17 protein-coding genes are annotated in these 11962 nt (G+C 61.9%); 4 read left to right on the forward strand and 13 right to left on the reverse strand.

The features are described from left to right. The 6 genes from NKH52_RS09480 to NKH52_RS09505 all read right to left on the reverse strand — a co-directional run. The coding region (locus NKH52_RS09480; protein ID WP_352730146.1) for a transposase at nt 1-298 on the reverse strand (298 nt) is incomplete at its 3' end. Nucleotides 299-475: 177 nt separating this feature from the next. Then, nucleotides 476-2353, reverse strand: a complete 1878-nt coding sequence (locus NKH52_RS09485; protein ID WP_352735541.1) for an ABC-F family ATP-binding cassette domain-containing protein — start codon at nt 2351-2353, stop codon at nt 476-478. A 124-nt stretch (nt 2354-2477) separates the two neighbouring features. Beyond that, nucleotides 2478-2927: a Ros/MucR family transcriptional regulator gene (locus NKH52_RS09490; RefSeq protein WP_127289180.1), complete on the reverse strand. Its 450-nt coding sequence runs from the start codon at nt 2925-2927 to the stop codon at nt 2478-2480. A 162-nt stretch (nt 2928-3089) separates the two neighbouring features. Further along, a complete protein-coding gene (locus NKH52_RS09495; RefSeq protein WP_352735540.1) occupies nt 3090-3293 on the reverse strand; it encodes a hypothetical protein in 204 nt (67 codons plus the stop codon). Continuing rightward, complete coding sequence (locus NKH52_RS09500) at nt 3286-4212, reverse strand: DMT family transporter (protein ID WP_352735539.1); 927 nt, start codon at nt 4210-4212, stop codon at nt 3286-3288. The genes NKH52_RS09495 and NKH52_RS09500 overlap by 8 nt, the downstream gene beginning before the upstream one ends. A gap of 45 nt (nt 4213-4257) precedes the next feature. Next, on the reverse strand, nt 4258-5091 hold the full coding sequence (locus tag NKH52_RS09505; RefSeq protein ID WP_352735538.1) for a hypothetical protein: 834 nt from the start codon (nt 5089-5091) through the stop codon (nt 4258-4260). A gap of 110 nt (nt 5092-5201) precedes the next feature. Here NKH52_RS09505 and NKH52_RS09510 point away from each other — a divergent pair, with 110 nt between their 5' ends. Continuing rightward, entirely contained in the window at nt 5202-6161 is a 960-nt protein-coding gene (locus NKH52_RS09510) for a LysR substrate-binding domain-containing protein (RefSeq protein ID WP_023812620.1), read from the forward strand. Between the two features lie 122 nt (nt 6162-6283). Here the strand turns inward: NKH52_RS09510 and NKH52_RS09515 are convergent, their stop codons facing one another. Further along, nucleotides 6284-6796, reverse strand: coding sequence for a DinB family protein (locus NKH52_RS09515; RefSeq protein WP_352555312.1), 513 nt, complete (start codon nt 6794-6796; stop codon nt 6284-6286). A 60-nt stretch (nt 6797-6856) separates the two neighbouring features. Between NKH52_RS09515 and NKH52_RS09520 the strand changes: the two genes are divergently transcribed. Then, nucleotides 6857-7549 carry a glutathione S-transferase family protein gene (locus NKH52_RS09520; protein ID WP_352735537.1) on the forward strand — a complete coding sequence of 231 codons (693 nt, stop codon included), beginning with the start codon at nt 6857-6859 and terminating at the stop codon, nt 7547-7549. Nucleotides 7550-7566: 17 nt separating this feature from the next. Here the strand turns inward: NKH52_RS09520 and NKH52_RS09525 are convergent, their stop codons facing one another. After that, nucleotides 7567-7824 (reverse strand): DUF2934 domain-containing protein, encoded by a 258-nt coding sequence (locus tag NKH52_RS09525; protein WP_127289194.1) that lies wholly within the window; start codon nt 7822-7824, stop codon nt 7567-7569. Between the two features lie 271 nt (nt 7825-8095). On the opposite strand from NKH52_RS09525, the gene ndk reads away from it, so the two are divergent. Both ndk and NKH52_RS09535 read left to right on the forward strand, forming a co-directional pair. Further along, nucleotides 8096-8518: a nucleoside-diphosphate kinase gene (gene ndk / locus NKH52_RS09530; RefSeq protein WP_013532476.1), complete on the forward strand. Its 423-nt coding sequence runs from the start codon at nt 8096-8098 to the stop codon at nt 8516-8518. 147 nt (nt 8519-8665) lie between these two features. Beyond that, complete coding sequence (locus NKH52_RS09535) at nt 8666-9274, forward strand: class I SAM-dependent methyltransferase (RefSeq protein ID WP_127289196.1); 609 nt, start codon at nt 8666-8668, stop codon at nt 9272-9274. A 31-nt stretch (nt 9275-9305) separates the two neighbouring features. Here the strand turns inward: NKH52_RS09535 and NKH52_RS09540 are convergent, their stop codons facing one another. From NKH52_RS09540 to pgsA, 5 genes are all read right to left on the reverse strand, one after another. Continuing rightward, complete coding sequence (locus NKH52_RS09540; protein WP_352735536.1) at nt 9306-9575, reverse strand: hypothetical protein; 270 nt, start codon at nt 9573-9575, stop codon at nt 9306-9308. Between the two features lie 164 nt (nt 9576-9739). Next, nucleotides 9740-10504, reverse strand: a complete 765-nt coding sequence (locus NKH52_RS09545) for a YbaY family lipoprotein (RefSeq protein ID WP_352735535.1) — start codon at nt 10502-10504, stop codon at nt 9740-9742. 110 nt (nt 10505-10614) lie between these two features. Beyond that, the gene (locus NKH52_RS09550) at nt 10615-11091 is read right to left on the reverse strand and encodes a molybdenum cofactor biosynthesis protein MoaE (RefSeq protein ID WP_352735534.1); all 477 of its coding nucleotides are present in this window, start codon (nt 11089-11091) and stop codon (nt 10615-10617) included. Nucleotide 11092: 1 nt separating this feature from the next. Beyond that, nucleotides 11093-11350, reverse strand: coding sequence for a molybdopterin converting factor subunit 1 (gene moaD / locus NKH52_RS09555; RefSeq protein WP_352555307.1), 258 nt, complete (start codon nt 11348-11350; stop codon nt 11093-11095). A gap of 1 nt (nt 11351) precedes the next feature. Then, a complete protein-coding gene (gene pgsA, locus NKH52_RS09560; protein WP_023673449.1) occupies nt 11352-11948 on the reverse strand; it encodes a CDP-diacylglycerol--glycerol-3-phosphate 3-phosphatidyltransferase in 597 nt (198 codons plus the stop codon). Nucleotides 11949-11962 lie beyond the last annotated feature (14 nt).

Consider the following 11962-nt stretch of genomic DNA (forward strand, 5'->3'; position numbering starts at 1 on the left):
CCCGCTCGGAACGCTGGTAGCGCTCGAACAGCTCGGTGGAGAAACGACCGGCCCGGTCCTGCGGAACCCGCAGCTCAAGCTTGCCCACCCGGGTGACCAGGGTGCGGCCGTAGTAACCCGAGCGATACCCAAGGCGCTCGGGCGTCCGTTCGCCCTTCGAAGCACCCAGCGCCTCCTCCATCTCGGCCTCGAGAACCTCCTGCATTACTGCACGGATCACTTCGTGCAGCCCCTCCGGGTTCGAAAGCAGAATGTCTTTGACGGCAGCGCTGGTCGATTTACCTTCTGTCTTGGTCATGGTGGCGTTCCTTCGCGGGAATCGGTGACGTTGAACATCACCAGCCTGCCATGACCGCCCTCTCTCAGCGAATTTGCAGAACTCTCAGCACACTACCCAAAAAGGCTGACAGGCCTATGGGACAGCGCCCCCCTCTGCCCTGCCGGGCATCTCCCCACATGGGGGGAGATTACGCGCTCACTCCGCCGTGCCTTCCTCATACTCCGCCGACATGGACAGCCACTTTTCCTCGTGGCCGGCCAGCGTCTGGGCCAGTTGCGAGCGCTCCTTGGCCAGCCGTGTCGCCGTCGAGGGATCCTTTTCGTACACCGCCGGATTGGACAGTTCGTCCTCGATGCCGTCGATGCGCTTGCGAATGCGGTCCATCAGCGCTTCGGTGGCGCGGATCTCCTTGGCCAGCGGCTCGAAGGCGGCGCGGCGTGCCGCTGCATCGCGGCGGCGATCGGCCTTTGACGCCTTGTCCGCCTCGCGCTTGCCGCGGCGGTCGCCGGACACGCCGGTGACCAGCGTCTTGTAGTCTTCGAGGTCGCCATCATACGGGTTGACCGCGCCGTCCTTGACCAGCCACAGCCGGTCGGCGGTCGCTTCGAGCAGATGGCGGTCGTGCGAGATCAGGATGACGGCGCCGGGAAACTCGTTCAGGGCATGGATCAGCGATTCGCGGCTGTCGATGTCGAGATGGTTTGTCGGTTCGTCGAGGATGAACAGGTTTGGACCCTCGAAGGCCGACAGCCCCATCAGCAGGCGCGCCTTCTCGCCGCCCGACAGATCCTTGGCGGCGGTGTTCATCTTCTCGGTCGTGAGGCCGAACTGGGCGACGCGGCCGCGTACCTTCGATTCCGGGGCCTCCGGCATCAGCCGGCGGACATGCTCGTAGGCGTTTTCGTCCGGCCGGAGGTCGTCGAGCTGATGCTGGGCGAAGATCGCCACCTTCAACCCGGGCGCCACCGTCATGGTGCCACTCTCCTGCTTCAGCCGGCCGGACAGCAATTTGGCGAAGGTCGACTTGCCGTTGCCGTTGGCGCCGAGCAGCGCGATGCGGTCGTCGGCGTCGATGCGCAGCGTCATCTTCTTGAGGATCGACTGACCCTCGGTGTAGCCGACATTGACGTTGTTCAGCGCCACGATCGGCGAGGCCACCGTCTTCACCGGCTCGGGGAAGGAGAACGGCCGCACCGAATCGTTCACGAGGGCCGCGATCGGTTTCATCTTCTCCAGCGCCTTGATGCGCGACTGCGCCTGTCTCGCCTTGGAGGCCTTGGCGCGGAACCGCTCGACGAAGGATTCCATGTGCTTGCGCGCGGCCTCCTGCTTGACCCGGCCCTTCTCCTGCAATTCCTTCTGCTCTGTATATTGACGCTCGAACTGGTCGTAACCGCCGCGCCAGAAGGTCAGCTTCTTCTGGTCGAGATGGACGATCGAGTTGACGGCGCGGTTGAGCAGATCGCGATCATGCGAGATCAAGAGCACCGTGTGCGGGTATTTCGATACATAGTTTTCCAGCCACAGCGTGCCTTCGAGATCGAGATAGTTGGTCGGCTCGTCGAGCAGCAGCAGGTCGGGCTCGGCAAACAGCACCGCAGCGAGCGCCACGCGCATGCGCCAGCCGCCGGAGAAGGACGAGGCCGGACGCCTCTGCGCGGCGTCATCGAAGCCAAGGCCTGCGAGAATTGTGGCGGCGCGGGATTCGGCTGAGTGCGCGTCGATATCGGCCAGCCGCATATGGATGTCGGCGATGCGGTGCGGATCGGTCGCCGTCTTTTCTTCTTCGAGCAGCGCCGTGCGTTCGAGATCGGCCTTGAGCACGATCTCGATCAGCGGATCCTCGGTGCCTGGCGCTTCCTGCGCCACCTGGCCGATGCGGGTGCTCTTGGGCAGGCTGATCGATCCTGTCTCTGACGGGAAATCGCCGGTGATGGCCTTGAACAGCGTCGTCTTGCCGGTACCGTTGCGGCCGACAAGGCCAGCCTTGGTGCCAGCCGGCAACGTCAGCGAGGCATGGTCGAGAAGCAAGCGTCCGGCCATGCGGAGCGATAGGTCGTTGATGATCAGCATGGCCGCGCTTTTGCACCGGACATCAACGCTTCGCAAGGCCTTGCGGGCCAGTTGGCCGCACAAGGCCTCGAAACGACGCCCGCGAGGGCGTCGTCAAAGCAGCCGAACAGTGGCCTGCCTGCTCTCAGGCAGTCGCCTTGCGCTTCGTTGCCTTGGCGACAGCGGCCGGCGCTGCTGCCGGCTTGCGGCCAAGTCCCGTCGACTTTGCCAGCGCCGATCGCGTCGCCGAATAGTTTGGCGCTACCATCGGATAGTCCGGCGGCAAGCTCCATTTGGCCCGGTAGTCGTCCGGGCTCAGGCCGTAGTCGGTCCGCAGGTGCCGCTTGAGCGACTTGAACTTCTTTCCATCCTCAAGGCAGATGATGTAGTCGGGAAACACCGACTTCTTCGGATTGACGGCCGGAACCAGGTTTGGGACTTCCGCGACAGCCGCACCGGCGAGCTTGCGAACCGAGGCGCTGACGCTGGCAATCAGCTCGGGCAGGCCGGCAGCCGGAAGCGGATTGTTGCCTACATAGGCCGAGACAATATCGGCCGTCAGCTCGATAACGGTCTTATCATCGATATTTGACAATTCTTTCACCTTATTTGCGACAAAATCATCCACCCCAGCGAAGACTTGTGTCGATGTATCTCTTTAACCGCGTCCCCCAACGGACCGCCAAGCCTCATAAAAGAATCAAGAGTCGGCAAAAATAGCATTCATGCAAAATCGACGCTGTGCAAATTAGAAAATCTAATACTTGGAACCAGAAGACTTAGCGGCAGGACTTTCGTCCAATATCTCCAGAATACGCTTCCACCGGGCGCAACGCGCAAAATCCTTTTGTTCTATCGCCTTTTCGGCCCTCATCGCGGCGTAAAGCGGTGCCTCGGCGCCGAATTCATCGATCAGCCAATTCGCTTCCTGAATAGCCAGACGCTCATTCTCGTCAAACATGGTTTTCGGCCTCCGAACGTTCCACACCGACCGCGACACAACTGCCGATGACGAGGATGGCTCCGACAATGGCCGTCACCGTCAGCCGCTCGCCGGACAAGGTCAAAAGCAGGGTCGAGGCGATCGGCGTGAGATAGGCGACCACCGCGACCCTGCCGCTGCCTTCAAGCTTCAAGGCGCGCGACCAGAAATAGTAGCCCAAGCCCATCGGACCGGCGCCGAGATAAAGGCCGAGAGCCAGGTCCGCGCCGACGGGCCAGGTGAAACCGTCGCGAGCGCTCCATAGAAACGTCAAGGCGACGCCGATCAAGGACGATGGCAGCAACAGGCGATCCGCTGGGGTGGCGACCCGTCCCACCATGATCGAGTAAAAGGCCATGCACAGCGCGGACCCGAATGCGGCGAGATAGCCGGCCAGATCGCCCTGGAGCCAGGATTGGCTGCGTCCTCCCGAAATCACCAGTGCGACGCCGATGAAGCCTACCACCGCGGCGAGACCCAACAGGGCCGGATGCCGCGGATTTTCCAAGGCGATGACTGCCGCCGCGACCATCAAGGGCCAGGTGTAGGCCATCAGATTGGCCTCGATGACCGGCATCGAAGCGAAGGCGATGTATTGCAGCACCATGGTGCCGACCAGACCGATGAAGCCGACCGCGACAGAGATGAGCGCCGCCCCGGGCGTGACCGGTGCTACTCTTTCCCGGCTCATCAATCGGATGGCGGCGAAGACGAGTGCAGCGCCTGCAAATTGCAGGAACTGGACCTGCGACACCGGGTGACTGGCCAGCAGGGATTTGCCGACCAGCGCATTGGTGGACCACAACGCCACCGCACCGGCAGCGAAGACCAACGCGGATATCGAGCCGGATCCCTGCCGAAACAATCGGCATGGGATTCTATTTTGCTGTTCGACCATGATCCTGTCCGAAAACCGGTTCCGACTTTTCGGGATCTTGGTTCATTACCATGATTCCCTGGCGCCGCCCGGAACCGGTGCATCGACGGCGGCGGGCACGGGATGCTCTGCCTCGAACCGACGATAGGCCGGCAACTGGTTGTTCCAGACATCTTCGGCCAGTTCGCTGATCCACTCACGGTCGTGGTCATTGTCGGCGGCGAGATAGAACATTCTGTTGTCGTCGACATAGGGCTTGGCCACCGAGCGCTGGTTGAGCACCAGCGTGACGCGCTCGCCGAACCGGATCGGAGCGGTGCGATGCAGGACGCCCAGGAATTGCCCGAGCGTCGCGTAGTTCATCTTGTGATCGATGCGCATGACACTGTTGCGCGGGATCTCGCGGCCGGCTTCGAGAATGGCGCGGCCGGTTTCGGAGTCGTCGCAGTAGATTTCGAGGTGGCCGCCGACCAGCGGATTGCTGATCGACAATGGAATGAGCTCGGTGACCGGAACGCCATCGCAATGCCACTCCACGGCGCCGTCCTTGGGATTCATGAAGGTGACCGTCGAACCGACGATCGACAGCGGATAGGGCTCCAGCTTGGTGCCCATCATGTCGGACAGCCGCTCCAGGCGCAGCTTGTCATGCAGCAATTCCTTGATCTCGGGGATGAAACGGTCGGCCCCGGTGATGAAGGTCAGATCGAGGTGCTTGTGCACGGCATGGCTGGCCTTGAGCTTCAGGGCAGCCTCCTCGATCGCGGCAAGCAGTGCCGGGTCATAGCCGTGCAGATATTGCGCGACACCGAAACTCGACACTTTCCAGGCGGTTTCATGGCCTATAATGGCTTCGCGGCTCATCGCATAACGCAGTTCGGGAATGGTATGGGCGTTCATTGTACTTCTCCAGGATGGGGGCAACACTTGGTAAACAGTCGATTAATTCACCCACCCCTGTAAAATTAGGAATGCTGGTGCTAGTGTAAGCCAAGCTTAAGGTCGAAACCGTGCGTCTGCTCAGTCAGGTCAACCTCAATTCGCTTAAAATCGTGGAGAGTGCTGCAAGGCACGGTAATTTCACGCGTGCCGGCGAAGAACAGTTCATTACCGCCTCGGCGGTCAGCCAGCGCGTGAAAAGCCTGGAGGATCAGCTTCGTTTCAAGATTTTCCAGCGCGGCGGCAATGCGGTCTCGTTGACGCCGGAGGGTGAGACCTACGTCTCGCGCGTTCGCGAGGCGCTGGAGCGAATCGTCGCCGCCAGCATGGAAGCGACCGGGCAATCGCAGGAGCATGTGCTAAAAATATCGGTGCTGCCGACCTTTGCGGCACGCTGGCTGTTTCCGCGCCTGCCGCTGTTCCAGCAGCAATATCCCGATATCGTGATGCGGGTCTCGACCTCCTACGCGACGCATGAGTTCACTGCCTCGGAATTCGATCTCGAAATCCGTTATGGCGACGGTCACTTTCACGGGCTGCAATCCGATCTGCTGTTTCGCGAAGACCTGACACCGGTGTGCAGCCGCAAGCTGTTCCACGAAGTCCTCGGCGACAAGCGGCTGTCGAAGGTGACACCGGACGACCTCAAGCACTTCACCCTGCTGCATTCCGACACCTGCACCCAGAATTGGCAATCCTGGCTTGGTTTCGCCGGCGCCAGCTTCGTGCTCAGCGAGACCAAGAGCATCTATTTCGACTCGTGCATGATGTCCTACGAGGCAGCCAATTCCGGGATGGGATTTGCGGTGGCCAACCGTGCCTATATGGCCAGCGACATCCGCGCCGAAAGGCTGGTGGCTCCCTTCGCCGTCCACCATCCGAACACGGCTGGCTGGTATTTCGTCTCTCCGCAGAAAGGCCTTGCCGCACGCAAGGTCCAGTTGTTCAAGCAGTGGGTGATGGCGGAAGCGGCTCTGACGCAGTGTCAGCTGGACAGCGAAATCAGGGGCGAAGCTTCGACGGCTGCCTGAATCTCGGGCAAGCATCCGGTGTGCCCGCTAATTTCTGATGTAAAGACAATGCTGCAGCACAAAATGCAGAGATGAGCGCGGGGCTCTTCAACCTCGGACTGACTATGCAAAACGCCACTGGATCAGGCGAAAGCCCTGCCCTCCTCGGTCCGCTGGAAAAGCATCAAATCCAACCCCAGGCTTGGCCGTCCCAGGATGGTCAGAATCGTATGCGCCTGGCCGCGATGGTGGGTCTGGTGGTTGAAGACATGATCCAGCGCCGGCGCCAGCCTTTGCGAGACGGTGCGCATGTCCGAGACGGTCATGTAGGTGAAGCGGCCCGTCAACGCCTTGTCATTGAGGCCGCCGACCCAATCGATGATCCTCCTGTCCTCGGCTTCACGCGCCGCCCGCAGGCCGGCCAACCCCCGATGCAGGATGGCATCCAGTGTCGTCGGCGCGTCGCCCTCGCCGGTGAAGCGCTTCATCCAGATGCGGTCGGCAGTCAAAAGGTGGTTGAGCGTGCCCATCATCGAGCCGAAGAAGGCACCGACATCGCGGTTGAATTCCTCATCATCGAGCTCGGCGGCGGCCTCATAGATGCGGCCATTGGCCCATTGATTATAGGCCGCAAACATCATGAAATGCTGTCTCATGGCTTCCCCTCGGCTCGCGTCGATGCGGGGTCTACCTAACGCTTGAAGGGCCTGCCGCCAATGACCATTCTGCTCTATGATCTCGTCGGACGCGACACCACACGTCCGTTCAGCCCGCATTGCTGGAAGGTGGCGATGGCGCTTGCCCACAAGGGGCTTGACATCTCGACCGTGCCGACGCGCTTTCTCGATGTGCCCGCCGTCGAGGGCGGCGTTTCGAAAACCGTTCCGGTGATCCGAGACGGCGAGACGGTCGTCGGGGATTCCTTTGCCATCGCGCTCTATCTCGATGAAGCCTATCCGGACCGGCCGACGCTGTTTGGCGGTGAAGGCGGCAAGGCGATGGCTCGTTTCATCGAGCGCTGGTCGCAACTGACCATCCATCCCTACGTGACCACCGCCGCGATCATCGACCTCCACACCATGCAGGACGAGGAGAACGCCGCTTATTTCCGCCGGAGCCGCGAGCAACGCTTTGGCAAGACGCTGGAGGACGTCGTCACCGCGCGCGACGCCGGCCTGGCGACATTCCGCGCCGCGCTGGAGCCGCTGCGTTCAATGCTCGGCTATCAGCCATTCATCGGCGGCGCGTCGCCGCTGTTTAGCGACTATATCGTCTTCGGCGCCTTGCAATGGGCGCGCATAGCCTCTCCCTACCAACTGCTCGACGACGGCGACGTGGTGGCGCAGTGGTTCGCTCGCTGCCTCGACCTGCATGGCGGGCTGGGACGAAAGGTCGCCGCCGCGGCTTGACGCCGTAAAGCAGTAACTTACTTGGCCGCCTTCTTTGGCTTGCCGGCCTTCGTGGCAGCCTTTGCCTCCTTGGGGGCGGCCTTTGCCTTGCCTGCGCCAGCTGCCTTCCTGGTTGGCTTTTTGGCTGCCGACTTGCCCGCGGCGTCCTCCTGGTCGACATCGGTGGCCGCCTGATGCCAATGGCGCTCATGATGGCCAGCCGGCTGGCCCTCCTGCAGCCAGATCTGGTGCGCACGGTTGCGAATGCGTTCCTGACGATCGTCTGTCATGGTCATGGTGTCTCCATACGGCCCGACCTCAGCGCGGCGCCGACACGCGACTATAGCAAGCAAAGCGTTGCTGTGCAGCCGTCTGAACGGGGCCGGCTTGCCGCAGAAACGCGCAGCCGTCCGGCCCTTCGCTCTCGCTCCGGGCGTTCGTCACTCGGAAAGCCAAGCAGTTGGCTTTCCGTCCGCTGCGCGGACCGTTCCTCACCCCTTGGCAATGGGCCGGGCGGCTTGTATAGAGCCCGCCACTCTCAATTCCATTCTCAGACAAGGACGACCCATGGCGCTCGAACGCACATTTTCCATGATCAAGCCGGACGCGACCCGGCGCAATCTCACCGGCGCCATCACCAGGATGCTGGAAGAGGCAGGCCTGCGCGTCATCGCCTCGCGCCGGGTCTGGATGAGCCGCCGCGAAGCGGAAGGCTTCTATGCCGTCCACAAGGACCGTCCTTTCTTCGGCGAATTGGTTGAATTCATGTCGTCGGCACCGACCGTCGTCCAGGTTCTGGAAGGCGAGAACGCCATTGCCAGGAACCGCGAAGTGATGGGCGCCACGAACCCGGCCAACGCCGCCGAAGGCACCATCCGCAAGGTTCATGCGCTGTCGATCGGCGAAAACTCCGTGCACGGCTCCGACGCGCCGGAGACCGCCGCCGAAGAGATCAAGTATTGGTTCTCGGACACCGAGATCGTCGGCTGAGCCGACGATCCAAACCCTTGAATTCCGTTAAAAGGCCGGCGTTACGCCGGCCTTTTTTCATGACCCAGCTATCGGGTTCCCTTGCGAACTGCTTTTACTAGGGTGAGACATTGAACTGATGTGACCGACAATGGAGCGGACCTCAGCATGACCAGTGCCATTCCGGGCTTCTTTCAAGGCACAGAGATGCCGGACAGCGGCTGGTGGGAGGCGCTGTGGCCTAACCCTGCCGCGGTGCTTTCGGCAACGGGGATCAAGTCAGACATGGAAGTGATCGATCTCTGCTGCGGCGATGGCTGGTTCACGCTGCCGATCGCCAAAGTGGCCCGCCATGTCGTAGCCATCGATATCGATGCCAACCTGCTCGCAGCCGCCAGACACAGATTGGTCGAAGGCGGCGCGACGAATTGCGACTTTGTCGCAGGCGACGCCTACGAGCTTGCAGGACTTGTGCCTCGACCTGTCGATTTCATCTTCATGGCCAACGCCTTTCACGGCGTGCCTGACCGGCCGCGTCTCGCCCGTGCCGTACGCGCGACGCTTAACCCGGCCGGCCGTTTCGCCATCGTCAACTGGCACCAGTATCCGCGTGACAAAACCACCGTGCTGGACGGACCGCGCGGACCGAAGACCGAATTGAGGCTGTCGCCAGAGGAGACTATAGCAGCCGCCGAGGCGGGTGGCCTCAGGCTTGCCGAACTGGTCGAGGTGCCGCCCTATCACTACGGCGCCGTATTCGAACAAACAAAAGTTTGAGAGGCCCGCCGCCCCTCCGGCGGGTTCTTGGTCATTTCGGCTGGCGATCTTTTACGTTCGCATGGTCATTCGCCGCCGCCGTATCGGTGGCCGGTGTCTGTGTATCCTCACCGGCAAACGGGCTACCCTGCCCAGGCGCGAGGTCGCCGCTGTGGCCGGCCTGGTTGGTCTGGAACGGGTGGCCATCGTCGCTGAGACCATGCTGCAGGGCGTTGACCAGATGGTCGTCCGCCTTTGCGAGGCCGGTGAGAGCAAGGAGCGATGCGCCTGTGACAGCGAGGATAAGCGCGTGCGTTTTCATGTCTGGACTCCTTTGAGTTAAGCCAGAACGAGCCGCAGCAGGTCTGGCGGCTTCAACGAAGGGACATTCGAAAATATCCCTTTGCCTTGCCCGCCATATCTGAGAGAAACGCTTCCCTTGCCCGAATTATTCCGGAAAAGTGTTGGAGATCGAAATACGCTGGACTAGCTCGCGGCGCTAAAGCGCAGGATCTCGCGGCCGTCGTTGTCCGATATGATGAGCTTGCCGGCCTCGACACGGTATGACGCCGCCTTGGCCAGCGCATCGAACAGCGCCTTTTCCTCTGCCATCACTTCGGGCGCGCAAGCCTTGTAGGTCGAACCGATGTCTCTGATCGCGATCGTTTGCCCATCGAGTTTGGCGGTGGCGAAGTAGGTGTTGCAGGGGCCGCTGCCGCCCGCCTTGCCGGCCCCGCTGACCCTGAATGTCGCTTGCGGGGCAGCAATGGCGCCGATGCCGTCGACATAGTCGACCAGCCAGAGCTGGTCGAAGACGGAAGCCGTCGGCTCGGCACTCGGGGTGACCATCTTCAGCATGATGGTCTGCGGCACGTCGGCCAACGGATCGACCTGATGGCGCATATCGGAGATGAACAGGAGCTTGTCATCGACGGTGATGCGGGCTTGCAACGCGTAAGTCATCCGCGACCGGATGACGGAAGGGTCGAATTTGATCTCGAAGCTGATCGGCACCTGGCCGGCCGGCTGCACTTTCTGCTCGCCGATGATGGTGGCAGGCGCATCGGCCAGCGACACATCGGCAAGTTGTACGGAGAGCACGGCACTGGGCGGCAAGGCAATGCGCTCGCGATAGATCACCTCGCCTCTCACGGCCTGTTCGGCGGCAACAGACTGGTCCGGAACGGCCAATATGCCGACGACCAGCGGCACGAAACCGAAGATGAAGAACTCCGCGATCCTGTCCAGCATGACCATCTCCCTCACCCCGGGCTGCCAATGCCCCGGGCTGCCAATGCCCAGGCTGACCAATCCTGCCAATTGGCCAAAGGATTGCGGTCAATGCATGGCTGCGGCGGATCTTATTCGGACTGATACCAGCGTTGCGCGGCCTTTGCATCGGCTTCCTTGGCCTCGACCCAGCCACCCTCCGAGCCGTCAGCGCGATGCTCCTTCTTCCAGAAGGGCGCGCGCGATTTGAGATAATCCATGAGAAAGTTCGCCGCCTCGAACGCCGCCTGGCGATGCGCTGACGCAGCTACCACCAGCACGATGTTCTCGCCGGGCGCGATCTTGCCGTGGCGGTGGATGGCGGTGAGCCCCTGCAATGGCCAACGCTCGACCGCTTCAGCAGCGATGCGGGCGATTTCCGCTTCGGCCATGCCGGGATAGTGTTCGAGCTCGAGCGCCGAGAGCGCGCCCTCCTCGTCGCGGCAAAGGCCTGAGAAGGTCACCACGGCTCCGATATCGGCGCGGCCTTGCGTCAGTCTGGCGATCTCGGCGGCGACGTCAAAATCCTGGCGCTGAATGCGAACCACAGGCAAGACCGCGCCGCTCACGTCAGCCCCCGGTCATCGGCGGGAACAGCGCGATTTCGCGGGCGCCAGCGATCTTCTCGCGGTGCTCGACATGTTCCTGGTTGATGGCGACGCGGATCACGTCGGGATATTGCAGAGCGTGCTCGTAGCCCTCGCCGCGCGATTTCAGCCAGCGCAGGAGATCGGTCACCGTCTCGATGCCGGCAGGCAGGTCGACATCCTCCTCAGCCATGCCGATGCGTTCGCGCACCCAGGCAAAATAGATGAGCCGGGTCGTCATCTCACTCGTCCATGATGTGCTTGAGGCCGGCGCGGAAATAGTCGTAGCCGGTATAGAGCGTCACCAGCGCCGCGATCCACAGCAGTACCAGTCCGGTCTGGGTGGTCAGCGGGAAGATCTTGTCGCCGGCCGGCCCGGCCAAGAGGAACGCTATGGCGACCATCTGGATGGCGGTCTTCCATTTTGCCAGCTGCGTCACCGGCACCGAGACCTTGAGCGCCGCCAGATATTCGCGCAGGCCCGAGACGAGGATTTCGCGGCACAGGATGATGATCGCCGCCCACAGCGACCAGCCGGCGATACCGGCATGGCGATCGGTATCGGCGGCCAGCAGCAGCAGGCAGGTGGCGACCAGCAGCTTGTCGGCGATCGGGTCGAGCATCTTGCCGATGTTGGAGGTCTGCTGCCAGGCGCGCGCCAGATAGCCGTCCAGATAATCGGTGATCGAGGCGAGCAGGAAGATGATCAGCGCCGACCAGCGGGCAAAGTCGCTCGACTTCAGATGTCCTTCGAGAAAAAAGCATAGCACCACCAGCGGCACCGCGACGATGCGGGCATAGGTGAGCATATTGGGCAGGTTGAACGCGCGCTTGGCCATATCTGGGAAACTCT

This window comes from Mesorhizobium sp. M1066, from assembly GCF_040318635.1.
In the GTDB taxonomy this organism is placed as follows: domain Bacteria; phylum Pseudomonadota; class Alphaproteobacteria; order Rhizobiales; family Rhizobiaceae; genus Mesorhizobium.